14 protein-coding genes are annotated in these 18,642 nt (G+C 73.6%); 11 read left to right on the top strand and 3 right to left on the bottom strand.

Annotated elements, in window-relative coordinates; translation table 11 throughout:
- The first annotated feature begins 250 nt into the window (after positions 1 to 250).
- Positions 251 to 1,429 (top strand): IS30 family transposase, encoded by a 1,179-nt coding sequence (locus ATJ88_RS13250; RefSeq protein WP_141538613.1) that lies wholly within the window; start codon positions 251 to 253, stop codon positions 1,427 to 1,429.
- 84 nt (positions 1,430 to 1,513) lie between these two features.
- On the opposite strand, the gene ATJ88_RS13245 is transcribed toward ATJ88_RS13250, so the two are convergent.
- Positions 1,514 to 2,971, bottom strand: a complete 1,458-nt coding sequence (locus tag ATJ88_RS13245) for a coiled-coil domain-containing protein (protein ID WP_098464232.1) — start codon at positions 2,969 to 2,971, stop codon at positions 1,514 to 1,516.
- A gap of 291 nt (positions 2,972 to 3,262) precedes the next feature.
- Between ATJ88_RS13245 and ATJ88_RS13240 the strand changes: the two genes are divergently transcribed.
- The 3 genes from ATJ88_RS13240 to ATJ88_RS13230 all read left to right on the top strand — a co-directional run bounded on the left by ATJ88_RS13240 (position 3,263) and on the right by ATJ88_RS13230 (position 6,781).
- Entirely contained in the window at positions 3,263 to 4,678 is a 1,416-nt protein-coding gene (locus tag ATJ88_RS13240) for a hypothetical protein (protein WP_098464231.1), read from the top strand.
- The gene (locus ATJ88_RS13235; protein ID WP_098464230.1) at positions 4,675 to 5,745 is read left to right on the top strand and encodes a DUF8094 domain-containing protein; all 1,071 of its coding nucleotides are present in this window, start codon (positions 4,675 to 4,677) and stop codon (positions 5,743 to 5,745) included. Before ATJ88_RS13240 ends, ATJ88_RS13235 begins: the two co-directional genes overlap by 4 nt.
- Before the next feature lie 88 nt (positions 5,746 to 5,833).
- Complete coding sequence (locus ATJ88_RS13230; protein WP_098464229.1) at positions 5,834 to 6,781, top strand: tetratricopeptide repeat protein; 948 nt, start codon at positions 5,834 to 5,836, stop codon at positions 6,779 to 6,781.
- 223 nt (positions 6,782 to 7,004) lie between these two features.
- On the opposite strand, the gene glgB is transcribed toward ATJ88_RS13230, so the two are convergent.
- Entirely contained in the window at positions 7,005 to 9,230 is a 2,226-nt protein-coding gene (gene glgB / locus ATJ88_RS13225; RefSeq protein ID WP_098464228.1) for a 1,4-alpha-glucan branching protein GlgB, read from the bottom strand.
- A 152-nt stretch (positions 9,231 to 9,382) separates the two neighbouring features.
- Between glgB and ATJ88_RS13220 the strand changes: the two genes are divergently transcribed.
- Complete coding sequence (locus tag ATJ88_RS13220) at positions 9,383 to 10,618, top strand: AGE family epimerase/isomerase (RefSeq protein WP_098464227.1); 1,236 nt, start codon at positions 9,383 to 9,385, stop codon at positions 10,616 to 10,618.
- Between the two features lie 19 nt (positions 10,619 to 10,637).
- On the opposite strand, the gene ATJ88_RS13215 is transcribed toward ATJ88_RS13220, so the two are convergent.
- Complete coding sequence (locus tag ATJ88_RS13215) at positions 10,638 to 11,486, bottom strand: LacI family DNA-binding transcriptional regulator (protein ID WP_245852426.1); 849 nt, start codon at positions 11,484 to 11,486, stop codon at positions 10,638 to 10,640.
- Positions 11,487 to 11,750: 264 nt separating this feature from the next.
- On the opposite strand from ATJ88_RS13215, the gene ATJ88_RS13210 reads away from it, so the two are divergent.
- Genes ATJ88_RS13210 through ATJ88_RS13185 form a run of 6 tightly spaced genes read left to right on the top strand, consistent with a single transcriptional unit; the run spans position 11,751 to position 18,559 of the window.
- Complete coding sequence (locus tag ATJ88_RS13210; protein WP_098464226.1) at positions 11,751 to 13,463, top strand: ABC transporter substrate-binding protein; 1,713 nt, start codon at positions 11,751 to 11,753, stop codon at positions 13,461 to 13,463.
- A gap of 48 nt (positions 13,464 to 13,511) precedes the next feature.
- Positions 13,512 to 14,501 (top strand): ABC transporter permease, encoded by a 990-nt coding sequence (locus ATJ88_RS13205; RefSeq protein WP_098464225.1) that lies wholly within the window; start codon positions 13,512 to 13,514, stop codon positions 14,499 to 14,501.
- Between the two features lie 10 nt (positions 14,502 to 14,511).
- Positions 14,512 to 15,555, top strand: a complete 1,044-nt coding sequence (locus ATJ88_RS13200; RefSeq protein ID WP_098464224.1) for an ABC transporter permease — start codon at positions 14,512 to 14,514, stop codon at positions 15,553 to 15,555.
- Complete coding sequence (locus tag ATJ88_RS13195; RefSeq protein WP_098464223.1) at positions 15,552 to 16,487, top strand: ABC transporter ATP-binding protein; 936 nt, start codon at positions 15,552 to 15,554, stop codon at positions 16,485 to 16,487. Before ATJ88_RS13200 ends, ATJ88_RS13195 begins: the two co-directional genes overlap by 4 nt.
- Entirely contained in the window at positions 16,484 to 17,287 is an 804-nt protein-coding gene (locus ATJ88_RS13190) for an ABC transporter ATP-binding protein (protein ID WP_098464222.1), read from the top strand. The genes ATJ88_RS13195 and ATJ88_RS13190 overlap by 4 nt, the downstream gene beginning before the upstream one ends.
- Positions 17,288 to 17,335: 48 nt before the next feature.
- Positions 17,336 to 18,559 (top strand): ROK family transcriptional regulator, encoded by a 1,224-nt coding sequence (locus tag ATJ88_RS13185; RefSeq protein ID WP_098464221.1) that lies wholly within the window; start codon positions 17,336 to 17,338, stop codon positions 18,557 to 18,559.
- Positions 18,560 to 18,642: the final 83 nt, after the last annotated feature.

Here is an 18,642-nt window from a genome sequence, read left to right as displayed (position 1 = left end):
GTTCTAGCGGTCCCCGCAACACCCTGGATTTCAGGGGGTTGCGGGGATCGTGGTTTCACCAGAGCTCAGGGCGCGGTTCTTCGAGGTCTTCGACGAGGTAGCGAGTGCGACGATCGCGGCGCGCGTGGTCGGGGTGAACAGGCATACGGCTGCCGGGTGGGTGCGCAAGGCTGGTCGGCGTTCTGAGGGGCAGGGTGGGCGTGGCCCGCATCCGCGCAGGGTCGAGTACGAACAGCTTCGCCGCACGGGTATGTCCCGGCGGCGGGCCGCGCAGCAGGTCGGGGTCAACGTGCGTACCGCGCTGGACTGGGACGCCGGGGTACGGAAGGCTCGCGGGGCTCGCATCTACCCGGATGGTCGCCGGGTGGACTACACCACGGGCGTGACGACTCATGTGGAAGTGGCCATCACGCCCTCGCTCGCTGCGCTGGAGGCCGAGCTGGATCCACGGTTCTTGACGTTGGCGGAGCGGGAGCAGATCGCTGACCTGCGCCGTGAGGGCGCCTCGTTGCGGGCGATCGGGCGGGCGCTGGGGCGCCCGGCCTCGACGATCAAGCGCGAGATCGACGCCCGGTCGGCCGGCGGGGTCTACCGACCCCATGCGGCCCAGCGGTCCTGGGTGGCGTCTCGGGCGCGCCCCAAGCGGGCCAAGCTCGCCGTGAATGGTCCGCTGCGCCAGTACGTGACCGCCAAGCTCGCGGTGCGGTGGTCGCCCGAACAGATCTGTCACGCTCTGGTCAAGGAGTATCCGAACGACGAGAGCATGCGGGTGAGTACCGAGACGATCTACCAGGCGCTCTACGTCCAGGCCCGCGGCGGGCTGCGTCGTGAGGTCGCGGCCGCGCTGCGCACCGGACGCACCCGCCGCAAGCCGCGCCGTAGCGCGGAGCAGCGCACGCCCCGGTTCGCCGACGAGATGGTGATGATCTCCGAACGACCGGCCGAGGTCGCCGACCGGGCCGTGCCCGGCCACTGGGAAGGTGACCTGATCGTGGGTACCGCCTCGCAGTCCGCGATCGTGACCCTGGTGGAACGCACCACCCGCTACGTGCTCCTCGGACATCTGCCCGGTGGACACACCGCCGAGGAGGTCCGCGACGTTCTGGTCCCGCTGATCGGGACCCTGCCCGCGCACCTGCGTGGCTCGCTGACCTGGGACCAGGGCAGCGAGATGGCCGCCCATCGCCAGTTCACGATTGCCACGAACGTGCCGGTCTACTTCTGCGACCCGCACTCGCCCTGGCAGCGCGGATCGAACGAGAACACCAACGGTCTGCTGCGTCAGTACTTCCCCAAGGGCACCGACCTGCGGGCCTACGGGCCCGAAGACCTCGAACACGTCGCCCAGGAACTCAACGGCCGACCACGCAAGACGCTCGACTGGGATACCCCAGCCGAGCGTCTGCGTGGTCTACTGACGGCCACATAAACCATCAGGTGTTGCGAGGACCCCTGGAAACCGCCGAAGACCGAGGACGGGCCGTCGTGCGTGAGTGCGGTCGGGCGAGCGCCGTCAGGCGTTCGTCGGCGCGGGCTCCTCGTCGGCGGACGTGGTGTCGGCGTCCGGCTCGTCGGCCGCGTCCTCCGCGGACTGCGTGGACGCGGCACGGGCCGCCTGGGCGGGGGTCTGCGCGGGACCGGCCGGGCGCGCAGGGGCGACCGGCGAGGCCGACGACGCGGCCGGAGCCTGCGGGGCCTCGACCTCGGCGACAGGCACGCCGTCCGCCGGCACGGACGACGCGGCACCCGAGGCCTGCTCCGAGCCGAGCAGCCCGCGCAGCTCCTCCAGGTAGGAGTTGATGGAGTCGTGCCGGCGCGTGAGGTCCTCGAGCTGACGCTGCGCCGTCGTGCGGCTCTGGTCCGCCTCGACCCGCGCGTCCGACACCGTCTGCTCGGCGAACGCCCGTGCCTCGGACACGATGCGGTCCGCGGTGCGGCGGGCGTCGGCGAGGAGCTCCTTGACGTACGCGTCGGACTCGCTGCGGACCTGGTCGGCCTGCGCGAGCGCCACCGCGACGCGCTTCTCCGCCTCGGCGGCGTGCTCCTCCGCCGCCTGCACGAGTCGCTCCGTCTCGGCGCGGGCCACCTCGTGACGCTCCGCGGCCTGGGCCTCGACCAGCTCCCGGGTCTGCGCGGCCGACAGGTCGGCGTCCGCCAGCGTGGCGCGGGCCTGCTCGCGGAGCTGCTCCAGCTCGGCGGTGACGGCCGCGGCGGCCTCGGCGGCCTGGTGCTTCGCGTCCGCGACGATCCGCGCCGCCTCGTTGCGGGTGCGCTCCATGAGCCCCGTGGACTCGCGGTCGGCCTCCTCGCGCAGCGCCGCCGCCTCCGCGGCGGCCTCGGCGCGGGCCTGCGCGATCTCGCGCTCCGCGACGACGCGGGCCTCGGTCACCTCGCGCTCCGCGGTGGACCGCAGCGTGCCGATCTCGCGCTCCAGGCTCGCGCGCCGCTCGCTCTCCTCGGTGGCGAGGGTGCTGGTGATGAGCGCGGCCTCGCGCTCCGCGGAGCCGATGAGCTCCTCGGCGCGACGCTGGGCGCCCTGCAGGACCCCCTCCGTCTCGGCCGACGTCGTGGCGCGGACCTCCTCCGCCTCGCGGCGGGCGCTGCCGAGCAGCTCGGAGGCCTCGGACTCGGCGCGCTGGCGCACCTGACCGGCGGACAGCTTCGCGCGGGCCATCACGTCGGCGGCCTGCTGGTTCGCCTGGGTGAGGACCTCCGCGGCCTGCTCGTCGGCCGTCCGCAGCAGCCGCTCCGCGCGGGCGCCGAGGCCTGCGTACGACGGCTTGTCGTTCTCGCGGAGCTGACGGTGCGCCTCGGCCAGCTCGGACGAGAGCTGCATGGCACGCCCGTCCGTGGCCTCGACGTTGCGTCGGGCCTCCTCCAGGGCCTGCTCCAGGCGGGCGATCTGGTTCTCGACCGCCGCGCGGTCGTAACCGCGCATGGCGATCGGGAAGAGCGTGCGCTCGTCGGACACGTGGAGACCTCCGTACGTCGTGGGTGCGCCTCGGCACCGGCCAGGATAGTGCGGGCGCAGCCCGGGCGGCACCCCGGGGCCGCACGACGGACGCCGCCGGGACCCCTGCGCGGCGCCCCGACGCGCCGGACGCCGCCTGGCCTCGCCGTCGCCGCGCCGGTCGTGCCAGGCTCGGGGCCATCGGTACCCGACTCGTGAAGGGTTGGTGAACCATCCCGCGCTCCCGGCCCCAGGGGCGGGTGCGCCCGCAGGTGTCCCTATCCTGAGAAGTCCACGTCGAAGGGAAACTCGGTGCTGCAACGCATTCTCGGTGCCGTCCTGGCCGTCCTCGGACTGGGCGTCATCGCGTTCGGGGTCGCGTCCGCGACCGTGCTCAAGGAGTCGGACACGGTGGTCGCGACAGCCCGCCCCGCGGGTGACGGCACCGTCGTCGTCACCGACCCGGGGGTGCTGGGCATGGTCGGCACGGACGTCACGGTCACCGCCTCGGTGCCGGACGGCCAGCAGGTCACCCTCGTCGTCGGCCGCGACGTCGACGCCCTCGGCTGGCTCGGCGAGGACGCCTACACGCGCGTCACCGGCATGACCGACTGGGAGACCCTGTCGACCACGCAGGTCGCCGCCGCGACGCCCGAGGAGGGTGACGAGGCGGCCGACGCCGAGGCCGAGGAGGCCGCACCGGCCCTGCTCGACCCCCGCGGCTCCGACCTGTGGCTCAGCGAGCAGACCGAGCCCGGCGAGGTCACGCTGCGCTGGAGCGACCGCCCCGGCCCCTGGGTCGTCATGGCGGCCGCCACCGGCGCCGCGCCCGCCGAGGAGGGCGAGGGCGACGCCGCCGCGGACGAGGCCACGCAGGACGAGGCCGCGGCCGACACCGTCACCGCCCCGACGCTCCGGCTCACCTGGGTGCGCGACGTCGCCACGCCGCTGCTGTGGCCCGCCGTCGGCGTCGGAGCCGTCCTGCTCCTCGTCGGCGTCGTCATGCTCGTCGTCGGACGGCGCAGGCAGCGCCGAGCCGCCCGCTCCGCCCGCTCGGCGCAGTCCCCGACGTCGTCGGCGTCCGCCGCGTCGGCCGGGTCCCCGGCGGGCGACGGCCCCGTCAGCCCCTGGACGTCGCCCGCCGCGGGCGCCGGCTGGCCCGCGGCCGCGGCGCCCGGCACCGCGCCCGCCCCGGCCCCGGCGCAGCCCGACGCCGAACCCGCCGCAACCGAGAGCACCCCGGACGACGAGCGCGAGGGCTCCGGCACCGCGCCGGTGCCCGTCGCCGGGCGGTTCTCCCGCCGCTCCCGCCTCGGGCAGCGGCCCGCGCCCGCCGCCGAGCCGGAGGCCGACCTCACCGCCACCGCCGTGCACGAGCCCGTCCCCGCCGCCCCCGCGTCCCCGGTCGACGAGCCCGAGCCCATCACCGGCACCCAGGCGGCCCTCCGCGACGGCCGCCCCCTCACCCGCCGTGAGCTCCGCCTCCAGGAGGAGGAGCGCCGCCAGGCCGGCGGCACCGGCATGGGACGTGCGCTGCGCGCCCTCACCGGGCAGACCCCCGTCGTCCCGCCCCCGCCGGACGGCACGCCCGGCGCGGCACCCGGCCGGCCCGAGCCCACCGACCGGTCCCGCCGGTCCGCGGCCTGGCGCCAGACCTGGGGCTTCGACGCCGGCGCCGCCGACCGCGACACCGGCACCGACGACACGACCGACGAGGGGAACCGATGACCGCCACGACCCGCCGCACCGCCGGTCGGCGAGCCGCCACCGTCGCGATCGGCGCCGCCGGCGCCGTCGCGCTCCTCGCCGGCTGCGCCCAGGAGGTGCCCACCCCCACCGCCGAGGAGCCGTTCACCGGCCCCATGGTGACCGTCGAGCAGGAGGACGCCGTCGTCGCCGACGTCGCGTCCGTCCTGACCGAGGCCAGCGAGGAACGCGACGCCAAGCTCCTCAAGGCCCGCGTCACCGGGCCGGCCCTCGAGGTGCGCAGCAGCCAGCTCAAGGTCGCCGCCGAGCGCAAGGACGACTCGCTCGTCACCGACATCCCCACCGACGTCCTGCGCTCCATCCTGCCCACCACGCAGACCTGGCCCCGCGTGAGCTACACCATCACCGAGCCCACGGCCGACCTCGAGGTCAACCGCCTCGTCGCCTACCAGCAGGCCTCCGCGCGGGACAACTACCGGCTCTGGGCCTGGGTGCAGCTCATCCCCGGCACCACCATGCCCAACTTCGCCGACCCCGAGCTCATCGGGTCGGACGCCGTCACGCCCGACGACGACTCCCTCGCCGTCACCCCCGCCGACGCCCTCGCCCAGTACGCCGACCTCGTCACCAAGGGCACCGACGACTCCAAGAACGCCGCCGCGTTCGAGCTGCCCTCCGGCAGCCAGGACCTCGTCGCCCGCGTCCAGGCCGACGCCAGCAGCGTCCGCGAGAACGACGGGTTCGGCGAGGCCGACGGCGAGTACGCCCTCACGTTCGTCCCGCAGGGCGACCTCGTGGCCGTGCGCACCTCCGACGGCGGCGCCGTCGTCATGGGCGCCCTCGACGGCAACGTGCGCATCAAGGTCGAGGAGGACGGGGAGATCAACCCCCTCACCGAGACCCAGAAGGCGCTCGTCGGCGACAAGGACGCCACCAACGAGCTGTACGTCGAGTACACCGACCAGGTCGCCCTCTACGTGCCGCCCGCCGGGTCCGAGGAGCTCATGCGCCCCCTCGGCTACTCCCACGTGGCCGTCGCCGCCGACACGAGCATCCCCGACAAGAAGAACACCGACCGCAAGAAGTGACCGCGCCGGCCCGGCACCGTCCCCGGACGGTGCCGGGCTCCGTCGTCCCCGCGGCCACCCGCCCCGACGCCTCCGTAGGATGAGCCCCATGAGCAACCCCATGCCCGAGCCCGGCATCAGCACCCGCGGCGCCGTCGACCTGTCGGCGCTCACCCGCCCCCAGGCGCCGCCCCCCGGAGAGCCCGGGGGAGCTCCGACGGCCGGCGGGTACGTCGTCGACGTCACCGACGCGAACTTCCAGCAGATCGTCCAGGACTCCACCCGGTACCCCGTCGTCGTCCTGCTCTGGATGCCCACCGACCAGGCCAACGCCGACCTCGGCACCCTCCTCGGACGCCTCGCCGACGACTACGCCGGCAGGTTCCTCCTCGGCCGCGTCGACGTCCAGACGTCCCCCCAGATCGCCGGCGCCTTCCAGGCCCAGGGCGTGCCCACCGTCGTCGCCGTCCTCCAGGGCCAGCCGCTGCCCCTCTTCGCGGGCGCCGCCCCCGAGGACCAGATCCGCCAGGTCCTCGACCAGGTCCTCGCCGCCGCCGAGCAGAACGGCGTCACCGGCCGCGCCCCCGCCCAGGGCGGCGTCCCGGACACCGACGCACCCGCCCCCGAGCCGGAGCCGGAGCCCCTGCCGCCGCTCCACCAGGAGGCGTACGACGCCATCGAGCGGGACGACCTCGACGCCGCCGCCACCGCCTACGAGCGCGCCCTCAAGCAGGACCCGAAGGACACCGACGCCGTCGCCGGCCTCGCCCAGGTCCACCTCATGCAGCGCACCCGCGACGCCGACCTCCACCAGGTGCGCGCCGCCGCGGCGTCCGCCCCCGAGGACGCCGACGCCCAGCTCGCCGTCGCGGACATGGACATGCTCGGCGGCAAGGTCGAGGACGCCCTCGCGCGGCTCCTCGACCTGCTCCCCGCCGCGGACGCCGACGCCAAGGAGAAGCTGCGCGCGCGCCTCGTCGAGTACTTCGAGGTCGTCGGCGCCACCGACCCCCGCGTGACGAAGGCCCGCCGCCACCTGGCGATGTACCTGTACTGAGCCCTTCGCCGCTTCCGGTCCCGGGTCCGGGTCCGGGCCCTGGCCCGGCAGCGGTGACGAGGCGTGGGGCGCGGTCGCGTTCACGGGCCCCAGGGGGCCCTCCACTTCCGGTCTGACGACCGCGCCCCACGCCTCGTCCCCACCGCCTCCGTCGTGCGCGCGGCTCGGGTCGCGCTCGTGGCCGTGACCGAGGACCCCACCCCCACCCCGGCCCGCACGAGGATCAGCGCGGCGTCAGCACCAGCGCACCGAGCGGCGGCACGCGCAGCACGGCGGAGTGCTCGCGGCCGTGGTGGGCGACGTGCTCGGTGTGGACCACGGTGTTGACCACGCCCGAGCCGCCGTAGCGCAGGTCGTCGGTGTTGAGGGCCTCGCCCCAGGTGCCGCAGTGGGGGAGGCCGACGCGGTAGCCCTCGTGGGGGACGCCCGCGAAGTTGACGACCACGACGACGGGGGAGCCGTCGGCGGCGCGGCGGACGTAGGCGAGGACGTTGCGGGCGGCGTCGTCGGCGTCGAGCCACTCGAAGCCGCCGCCGTCGAAGTCGCGTTCCCACAGGGCGGGGGTGGCGCGGTAGAGGCCGTTGAGGTCCGCGACGACGCGGTGCACCCCGGTGTGGCCGGGGTCGTCGAGGAGGTGCCAGTCGAGGCTGCGGCCCTCGTTCCACTCGGTGTCCTGCGCGAACTCGGAGCCCATGAAGAGGAGCTGCTTGCCGGGGTGGGTCCACTGGTAGGCGAGGAACGCGCGGACGCCGGCGAGCTGCTGCCAGCGGTCGCCCGGCATCTTGCGCAGCAGGGACCCCTTGCCGTGGACGACCTCGTCGTGGCTGATGGGCAGGACGTACTGCTCGGAGAAGGCGTACACGAGGGAGAACGTCAGCTCGCCGTGATGGTGGCTGCGGTACATGGGGTCCTTGTCGACGTACCGCAGGGAGTCGTTCATCCAGCCCATGTTCCACTTGAGGCCGAACCCGAGGCCGCCGGCACTGGTGGGGCGGGTGACGCCGGGGAACGCGGTGGACTCCTCGGCGATCATGAGGACGCCGGGGTTGCGGCGGTAGGCGGTGGCGTTGGCCTCCTGGAGGAACGCGATGGCCTCGAGGTTCTCGCGGCCGCCGTGGACGTTGGGTTCCCACTCGCCGTCCTCGCGGGAGTAGTCGAGGTAGAGCATGGAGGCGACGGCGTCGACGCGCAGGCCGTCGGCGTGGAACTCCTCGAGCCAGTAGGTGGCGTTCGCGACGAGGAAGTTGCGGACCTCGCGGCGGCCGAAGTCGAAGACGTAGGTGCCCCAGTCGAGCTGTTCGCCGCGGCGCGGGTCGGCGTGCTCGTACAGGGGGGTGCCGTCGAACCGGGCGAGGGCGAACTCGTCCTTGGGGAAGTGGCCGGGGACCCAGTCGAGGATGACGCCGATGCCGGCCTGGTGGAGGCGGTCGACGAGGTGGCGGAAGTCGTCGGGGTGGCCGAACCGGGCGGTGGGCGCGTAGTAGCCGGTGACCTGGTAGCCCCAGGAGCCACCGAAGGGGTGCTCGGCGACGGGCAGCAGCTCGACGTGGGTGAAGCCCTGGGCGACGACGTAGTCGGTGAGCTGGTCGGCGAGCTCGCGGTAGCCGAGGCCCTGGCGCCAGGACCCGAGGTGGACCTCGTAGACGCTGATCGGGCGGCCGTGCTGGTCGCCGGAGCGGCGACGCTCCATCCAGTCGTGGTCGCCCCACGTGTAGGCGGACCCGGTGACGACGGACGCGGTGGCGGGCGGCACCTCGGTGCCCTTGGCGAGAGGGTCGGCCTTGGCGCGCCACACGCCGTCGGGCCCGCAGATCTCGTACTTGTAGCGGGTGCCCTGGCCGACGCCGGGCACGAAGATCTCCCAGACGCCGCTGGAGCCGAGGGAGCGCAGGGGGTGCAGGGGCGACCACCGGTTGTGGTCGCCGACGAGGCGGACGCCGCGCGCGTTGGGTGCCCAGACGGCGAAGGAGGTGCCGGTGACGTCGCCGAGCGCGCTCGGGTAGGTGTGCGGGTTGGCGCCGAGGACGCGCCAGAGCTCCTCGTGGCGGCCCTCGCCGAGGAGGTGGAGGTCGACCTCGCCGAGGGAGGGGAGGAACCGGTAGGGGTCGTCGGTGGTCTGGACGTCGTCGCCGTAGCGGGTCCGGACCCGGTAGTCGGGGGCGTGGCGCGTGCCGTCGGCGTCGACGGGCGCGGGGACGACGGCGCTCCACACGCCGGCGGCGTCGTGCCCGGCGGGGTGCTCGGTGGGTCCGTCGGGCCCGGCGACGACGACGGTCACCTCGTCGGCCAGCGGCCGCAGGACGCGCACGACGGCCCAGGACGTGCCGTCGTCCGTGGGACCGGCGTCGGGCAGCAGGTGCGGTCCGAGCACGGCGTGCGGGTCGTGGGTGGTGCCGCGGGCGACCGCGGTGAGGACCTCGGGGTCGACGGCGGGTGGCTCGGGCGTCATACGTTCACCATTCCACGCCCGGCGGTGGGTCGCGCCGCCAACACGCGGCCCGGGGCGGGCCGACCGTTACGATCCGTGGGACCGGAGGGTCGCGGGGGGCCGCTGCTCGTGCCCGCCGACGAGCCCGTCGCCCGGACCTGGAAGGACGCACGATGACGACGCCCTGGACCGACCTGCCCACGCACCGGGCCTGGCTGGACGCCGAGTGTCGGCGCCTGCTCGCCTTCGGGCGGGACGTCGTGCACCCCGCCGGCGGCGCCGCCTACCTGGGTGACGACGGCACGCCCGAGCCGGGGCGCGGCGTGCAGACCTGGATCACCGCCCGGACGGTGCACGTGTACAGCCTCGGCGCGATGCTCGGCGTCCCCGGCAGCGCGACGATCGCCCGCGGGGCGCTCGCGGGCCTCACCGGCGTGCTGCGCGACGCCGAGCACGGCGGGTGGTTCCACGCCGTGGCCGCCGACGGCACCCCCGACACCGCGGCGGGCAAGTCCTGCTACGACCACGCGTTCGTCGTCCTGGCGGCGTCCAGCGCGACCCTCGCCGGGCTGCCCGGCGGGCGCGAGCTGCTGGACGAGGCCACCGGCGTTCTGCTGGACCGGTTCTGGGACGAGGACGAGGGCCGCTGCGTCGACACGTGGGACGCGGCGTTCACGACGCTCGACGAGTACCGGGGACTCAACGCGAACATGCACGCCGTGGAGGCGATGCTGGCCGCGGCCGACGCCCTCGACGACCCGGCGTGGCGGGGCCGCGCGGCCCGCATCGCGGAGCTGGTCGCGGCGCTCGCGGCGGGGCACGACGGCCGGCTGCCGGAGCACTTCGGGCCGGACTGGACCCCGCAGCCGGACCTCAACCGCGACCGGCCGGACGACCAGTTCAAGCCCTTCGGCGCGACCGTGGGCCACGGCCTGGAGTGGGCGCGGCTGCTGGTCGAGCTGGAGGCGGCGCTCGGGGACCAGGCCGACCCGGCGCTGCGCCCGACCGCGGTGGCCCTGTTCGACCGTGCGGTGACGGACGGCTGGTCCGTCGACGGTGCCGACGGGTTCGTCTACACCACCGACTGGGACGGCACCCCCGTGGTGCGCGACCGCATGCACTGGGTCGCGGCGGAGGCCGTGTCGGCCGCCGACGCCCTGCACCGCGCCACGGGCGAGGAGCGGTACGCGGCGCTGTACGCCACCTGGTGGGACTGGGTCGCCGTGCACCTCGTCGACGTCGCGCAGGGCTCCTGGTTCCACCAGCTCGACGCGCGCAACCGCCCGGCGGGCGACGTGTGGCCGGGCAAGCCGGACCTCTACCACGCCGTGCAGGCGACGCTCCTGCCGCGCGCACCCCTGGCTCCTGCGCTCGCCCGCGCGGCCCGCGACGGTCTGGTGGCGGGCTGACCGGGAGAGCGCGAGCCGGTCAGGCGGGCGGCGCCGTCGTCCCGCGCACGAGAAGCCGGGGGAACGGCGCGGTGCGGGTGGCCGGCGGCGCACCGTCGAGGACGGACAGCACGGCCTCCCCGACGAGCCGGCCCATGCCGTGGACGTCGTGGTGCATGGCCGACAGCGGAGGGTTCGCGAGCCGGCACAGCGCGGAGTCGTCCCACGCGACGAGCGACAGGTCGGCGGGGACGTCCACCCCTGCCGACCGGGCGTGGTCGAGCCCGCCGATCGCCATGACGTCGTTGTCGTAGACGATCGCGGTGGGCCGTGGGTCGAGGTCGAGCAGCTCGGCGGTGGCCCGGGCGCCCGACTCCTCGGTGTACTCGCCCTCGACGACGTGGTGGGTCAGACCGCTGGTCGCGCACTGCGCCGCGAACGCCTCCGTGCGGGTCGTGGTGTGCGCGAACTCCGCCGGCCCGCTGACGCGGGCGACGACGCGGTGACCCTGCTCGGCGAGGTACGCGACGACGTCGCGGGCGGGCCGGGCGTTGTCGATCCACACGTGCGGCTCGTCGGGGGAGGGGCGCGGGGCTCCCACGACGACGAACGGCAGGCCGAGCGCGTGCAGGGCGGCGGGGCGCGGGTCGTCGTCGCGGACGTTGGTGACGACGACGACCCCGACGGTGCCGTGCTCGGCCCAGCGGCGGTAGGTCGCGACCTCGGCGTCGAGGTCGCCGACGACGTGCAGCAGGAGGGAGCGCTGCGCGGGGGCGAGCACCTCCTCGGTCCCGGCGACGAGCTCCATGAAGAAGGGCTCGACGGCGAGCATCCGCGCCGGTCGGGCGATGACCAGCCCGGCGACGTCGTGGGTCCAGGAGCGGTTCACGGTCGTCACCGTACCCGGCGGCGGGGTGTCCGCCCGGTGTGGCGAGCGGGTGAGGAGTTCGTTCGACAGCCTGACGAAGTGGGGAGGGCTTATCGACGAATCAGGAGAGATTCCCCGTCTCAAAGGTATTGACCCCTCTAACTTTGATCGGCTACAAAAGTAAGTGCCGCTCGAGCTCTGACGCCCGGGCCACCGACGGGGGTGCGCCACGGGGGCGCAGCGGCCAGGTGTCGCCAACGACGGCGACCGACCGAAGGACGACAGATGACCACGCAACGACGCACCAGCCGCCGTGTCCTCGGCGCCGCCGCCGCGTCGGCGGCGATCGCCCTCACCGCCGCCTGCACCGCCGGCACGGGGACGGGCGCGGGAACCGGCACCACGGGCACCGACGGGGGCGGGACCACGTCGATCACCGTGTTCAACGGCGCGACCGGCACCATCAACGAGAACTGGAACCCGTTCTCGCCCACCGCGCTGCAGCCCACGCTCGGCGTGATCTACGAGCCGCTGTTCTGGTACAACCTCGCCGAGACCTCCGAGCCGACGCCCCTGCTCGGCACCGACTTCTCGTGGAACTACGACGGCTCGCAGCTGACGATCACCACCCGCGAGGGGGTGACGTGGTCCGACGGCGAGCCCTTCACGGCGGCCGACGTCGCGTTCACGTTCAACCTGCTCCAGAGCACCCCGGAGCTCAACACGTCCGGCACGGCCGCCACCGCCGAGGCCACCGACGACACCACCGTCGTCCTGACCTTCCCGGAGCCGAGCTCGTTCATGCAGGAGGCGGGCGTGCTGGGCAACCAGGCGATCGTCGCCGAGCACGTCTGGTCCGAGATCGACGACCCGGTCACCACGATCAACCCCGACCCGGTCGGCACCGGCGCCTTCACGCTCAAGGAGTTCTCGCCGCAGAGCTACGTCATCGAGGCGAACGAGAACTACTGGGACGAGGGCAAGCCCGCCATCGACGAGGCCCGGTACATCTCCCTGGAGACGGCCGACGCCGCCGCCGGCGCGCTGCTCGCCGGGCAGGTCGACTGGATGAGCTCGTTCCTGCCGGGCCTCGACCAGATGCTCGCCGACAACGAGCAGATCTCCTACGTCAACACCCCCGCCCTCACGGCGTCCGTCTTCACGTGCTCGAACGCCGACCTGGGCTGCGAGGGCCCGCAGACCGACCCGGCGGTCCGCCAGGCGATCTACCACGCCCTCGACCGCACCCAGCTGAACCAGCTCGCCGGTGGCGGGTTCGCGGGCGTCGCGTCGCCGACACTGCTGCTGCCCGAGCGGGACGCCGGCTGGGTGGCCGACGACGCGAACCTCGAGGTGCCGCAGACCGCCGACGTCGCCGCCGCGAACAAGGTCCTCGACGACGCCGGGTGGGAGGCCGGGGACGACGGCATCCGCACCAAGGACGGCGAGCGGCTCAGCATGACCATCCAGACCGTCACCGGCTGGGCGGACTTCATCTCCCTCAACGACACGATGAAGCAGCAGCTCGCCGAGGTCGGCATCGAGCTCAAGCCCACCCAGATCGCCTGGAACGAGTGGAACGACAACCAGGTCAAGGGCAACTTCCAGCTGTCCCTGGACTCCATCGGGCTGGGCGCGTCGGACAACCCCTACTACACGTACAACGGCAAGTACCGCTCGACGAACAGCGCGAAGGTGGGCGAGATGGCCTCGGGCGGCAACTACGCCCGGTACGACAACCCGACGGTGGACGCGGCCATCGAGGCCGCCGCCGCGACGGCGGACGAGGCCGAGCAGAAGGCGCAGTACGCGATCGTGCAGGAGCAGATCGTGGCCGACCTGCCCTACATCCCGATCTACGTGAACTCGACCCTGACGGAGTTCAACAACACGCGGGTCACCGGCTGGCCGGACAACGACGACAAGTACGCGTTCGCCGCCTCGTGGAAGGCGTGGGACAACGGGATCGTCCTCAAGACGATCACCCCCGCCGGCTGACTCGGACCACCTGCACCTGCACTCACCTGACGGAGGGGCTCGATCGCCATGACGTTCGTCCTGCGCAAGCTCGGGTTCTACGCCGTCGCCCTGTGGGCGGCCCTGACCCTGAACTTCCTGATCCCGCGGCTCATGCCCGGCAACCCGGTGGACCAGCTCGTCTCGAAGCTGGCCCAGAAGGGCCAGGTCACGCCGGCGACGCGGGAGGCCATCGAGCTCCTCCTCGGTGCCAACACCTCGGCACCGCTGTGGGAGCAGTACGTCGACTACCTGCGCCAGCTCGCCCAGGGCGACCTCGGTGTCTCGGTGACGTACTTCCCCGCCCCGGTCACGCAGGTGATCGGCCAGACCCTGCCGTGGACGATCGGCCTGATCGGCATCTCCACGGTGATCTCGTTCGTGCTCGGCGTGGGGCTCGGCACGCTCGCCGGGTGGAAGCGGGGGTCGTGGCTGGACAACCTCGTCCCGGTCACGACGATGTTCCAGTCCGTGCCGTACTTCTGGCTCGCGCTGATCCTGCTGTACCTGCTCGGGTCGGTGTGGATGGTGTTCCCGCTCAACGGCGGCTACGACGTCTACACCACGCAGATCGGCTGGAACCTGCCGTTCGTCGGGTCGGTGATCTACTACGGCACCCTGCCGGCCATCACCATCGTCATCTCGTCCGTGGGCGGCTGGATGGTGGGGATGCGCAACATGATGGTCTCCACCCTCTCGGAGGACTACATCCTCACGGCCGAGGCCAAGGGCATCGCCCCGGGGCGCATCATGCGGACCTACGCGGCGCGCAACGCCATCCTGCCGTCGGTGTCCGGGTTCGCGATCTCGCTCGGGTTCGTCGTGGCGGGGTCCCTCGTCACGGAGGCGGTCTTCTCCTACCCGGGGGTCGGGTCGGCGCTGCTGTCGGCCGTGAACTCCAACGACTACGCCCTCATGCAGGGCATCTTCCTGGTCATCACCATCTCGGTCCTCGGCGCGAACCTGCTCGTGGACCTCCTGTACTCCGTGATCGACCCGCGGACCCGGGCCCGGAGCTGAAAGGACGACGATGTCGATCAGCACGCAAGAACCGCAGCCTCCCGAGACCTCGCGGGCGGACGAGGTGGACGGCGTCGCGTCGCGCACCCCGGACGCCGCACCCTCGCCGGCCGCCCGTCGTCGGCGGCGCGCCTTCTCGGTGCCGCTGACGCCGAAGCTCGTCGTCGGTCTGGGGATCGTCGTGGCCACGACGCTGTTCGCGGTCGTGGGACCGTTCCTCGTCCAGGACCCGTCCCAGGTGAGCGACGTGGGTCTGGCCCCGCCGAGCGCGGAGCACCTGCTGGGCACCACCCAGACCGGTCAGGACGTGTTCGCCCAGCTCGCCTACGCCTCGCGCGGGTCGCTCACCATCGGGCTCGTCGTCGGGGTCATCGTGGTGGTGCTGTCGGGGTTCTTCGGCGTCGTGGGGGCTTACGTCGGGGGCCTCCTCGACGACTCGTTCTCCCTGCTGACCAACATCATGCTGGTCATCCCGGGCCTGCCGCTGGTCATCATCATCTCCAGCTACGTGCCGGACAAGAGCGTGTGGCTCGTGGCGGTGGTCCTGGCGATCACGAGCTGGGCGGGCTCGGCCCGGGTGCTGCGCGGGTACACGCTCTCGGTGCGCTCCCGGGACTACGTGCTCGCGGCCCGCGTGGCCGGCGAACCCGCGTACCGGGTGCTGATGGTGGAGATCCTGCCGAACCTCGTGCCGCTGCTCGCCTCCCAGGCGATGTTCGCCGTGATCTTCGCGATCCTCGGCGAGGCCGGGCTGTCGTTCCTCGGGCTCGGCGCCACGGGGTCGTTCACCTGGGGCACGATGCTCTACTACGCCCAGAACGGCCTGGCGCTGCGCCTCGGCGCCTGGTGGTGGTTCGTCCCGCCGGGCCTGATGATCGCGCTGTTCGGCGCGGCCCTGGCGCTCATCAACTTCTCGATCGACGAGGTCATCAACCCGCGCCTGCGCAACCAGACCCGCCAGGCGCGCAAGAGGTGGCACCTGGACCGCCCGGCGCGCCGGACGACCGGTCGCAGGGACGCCGGGCAGGGCGCCGGGACGGAGGCTCGGGCATGAGCGCGAACGGCACCTCGAACGGCACGGCGGAGGGGACCGGCGTCGACGCGCGTCCCCGGCCCCCGCGGCACGAGGTCGACCCCGTCGTCACGGTCGAGCGATACGGCGTCGAGTACCGCGCCGAACGGACCGTGCGCGCCGTCGACGACGTGTCCCTCGTCCTCGGCCGCGGCGAGGTCCTGGGACTCGCGGGCGAGTCCGGGTGCGGCAAGTCGACCCTCGCCTACGGGATCAACCGGCTGCTCAAGCCGCCGGCGGTCGTCACGGGCGGGCAGGTGACGTTCCACTCCCGCGAGGGGCACGCGATCGACGTCGGCGCACTGGCCGGCGACGACCTGCGGCTGTTCCGTTGGGAGAAGATCTCCATGGTCTTCCAGGGCGCCATGAACTCGCTCAACCCCGTCAAGAAGGTCCGCGACCAGCTCGGCGACGTGTTCACCACGCACCGGCCGCACCTGTCGAGGCGGGAGCGGCTGCTGCGCGGCGGCGAGCTGCTGGAGCGGGTCGGGGTGGACCGCAACCGGCTCGGAGCGTACCCGCACGAGCTCTCGGGCGGCATGCGCCAGCGCGTCATGATCGCCATGGCGATGGCGCTCGACCCGCAGGTCATGATCATGGACGAGCCGACCACGGCGCTCGACGTGGTCGTGCAGCGCGAGATCCTCCAGGAGATCTCGCGGCTGCGCAGCGAGCTCGGGTTCGCGGTCGTGTTCATCACGCACGACCTGCCGCTGCTGCTGGAGATCTCCGACCGCATCGCGGTCATGCGCGAGGGCCGGATCGTCGAGGAGGCCTCGGCCATGACCCTGTACACCGACCCGCAGCACGATTACACCAAGCGGCTGCTGTCGTCGTTCCCCAGCCTCACCGGGGAGCGGGGCGACTTCGTCCGCAGCGGTTCGCACGACCTGGCGGAAGGGGACCCGCGATGACCACCCTCGAGATGCGCGACGTCACGAAGGACTACCGGATCCGAGACGGCTGGCGCTCGGAGCGCCTGCGCGCCGTGGACGGCGTGTCGTTCACCCTGGAGCCGGGCCGCACCACCGCGCTGGTGGGGCAGTCCGGATCGGGCAAGTCGACGGTCGCGAAGATGCTCATGCGCCTGGAGTCGCCGACGTCGGGGCAGATCCTGCTCGACGGCCGTCCCGTGGGCCGCGGGCGCGCCGCCCAGCGGGCGTACCGCGGGCAGGTGCAGATGGTATTCCAGGACCCGTTCGGGTCGCTGAACCCGCACCACACGATCGAGCACCACCTCGCCCGACCGGTGGCGCTGCACCATCCCGGGCTGTCCGCGGCCCAGGTGCGGACGCGGGTGCTCGACCTCCTGCGCCGGGTGCGGCTCGACCCGGCCGAGGACTTCGCGGCCCGCCGCCCGCACGAGCTCTCGGGCGGTCAGCGGCAACGGGTCGCCATCGCGCGGGCGCTCGCCCCGGAGCCCGGCATCCTCGTCGCCGACGAACCGGTGTCGATGCTCGACGTGTCGATCCGGCTCGGCGTGCTCAACCTGCTGGCCCGGCTCCAGCGGGAGGAGAACCTCGGGGTCCTCTACATCACCCACGACCTGGCCACGGCCAGGCACTTCAGCGATGACATCATGGTGATGTTCCGGGGTTCGGTGGTGGAACGTGGCCCGGCGGACGAGGTCCTGCTGCACCCGCAGCACGAGTACACGAGGACGCTGCGGGCCGCGTCACCGGACCCGGAGCGGCGGCTTGCCGAGCTGGCGTGAGCGCCGACCCGCACCCGCCTCGTGCGACGACGACCCGGGAGACCGACGATGACTGACCTGCTGCGGGTGCCCGGCCTGGGCGCACCCCCGTCGAGCCGCGCCTCCGTGCTGGACGCGATCCGGGTGGCGGGCACGATCAGCCGGGTCGAGATCACCGAGGTCACGGGCCTCACCGCCGCGACGGTGTCGACGACCGTCCGCCGCCTCATCGAGGACGGGCTCGTCCGCGAGGCGGGCCGGGGGGAGTCCACGGGCGGCAAGCCGCGCGTCCTGCTCGAGCTCGTGCCGACCAGCCGGTACGCGCTGGGTGTGCACCTCGACGCCGAGGACGTCACGTACGTCCTGGTCGACCTGGGCGGTGCGGTCGTGGCCCGGCTGCGCCGCGCCCAGGGCGTCGGCGCCCCCGAGGTGGGCGTGGCGCGGATGGCCGCGACGCTGCGCGGGCTCGTGGAGAGCGCCGGCGTCCGGTGGGACCAGGTCCTCGGCCTCGGCGTCGTCGCGCCCGGCCCGCTGTCACGACGCTCCCGGCTCGTGCTCACCCGCCCCGCGATGGACGCCTGGGGGGACTTCCCCCTCGGGGCGAGCCTCGGCGAGGCCACCGGGCTGCCCGTCGTGCTGGACAACGACGCGACCGCCGCCGCCGTCGGCGAGCACTGGGGCGGGGGCGCCGGCGGCAGCCGTGCCTTCGCCGCGATCTACCTGGCCACCGGCATCGGGTCGGGCGCCGTCATCGACGGCGTGCCGCTGCGCGGCGTCAGCTCCAACGCCGGGGAGATCGGGCACGTGTGCGTCGAGGCCGACGGTCCGGAGTGCTGGTGCGGGTCGCGCGGGTGCGTCGAGGCGCTCGCGGGCCCGCGGTCGGTCGTCGCGGCCGCGGAGGCCGCGGGCTTCGACCTGGACGGGGCCGGGCGGGGGCTGTCGGAGCGGTTCGCCGCGCTGTCGCGCGCCGCGCTCGGCGGCGACGCCCTCGCGGCGAACCTCCTCGGCCGGTCCGCCCGCTACGTCGCCATCGCCGCGCAGACGCTCGTCCAGGTGCTCGACGTCGACCGGCTGGTGCTGACGGGCCCGGCGATGGCGGTCGCCGGGTCGCTCTACCTGCCCGCCGTCCGGCAGCGCCTCGCCACCGCCCAGTTCGCGCGCGGGGACCACGACGTCGACGTCGTCATCTCGTCGCACGCGGGCGAGGCGGCCGCCGTGGGCGCGGCCGCGCTCGTCCTGCAGGGCGAGCTGGTCCATCCCGGCGGCGGCGTCCGCATCGACGTCGTCGCCTGACCGCCCCGACCGCCCGAGCACTGCCCGCTGCCGACTTCTGCCGACCGTCGACCACCCTACGACCGCCACGACCGCACCACCCG

Origin of the sequence: Isoptericola jiangsuensis, from assembly GCF_002563715.1 — a bacterium.
Classification (GTDB): Bacteria; Actinomycetota; Actinomycetes; order Actinomycetales; family Cellulomonadaceae; genus Isoptericola; species Isoptericola jiangsuensis.
The sequence above is the reverse complement of the archived record's forward strand: the minus strand, read 5'-3'. Positions and strand labels throughout refer to the sequence as shown.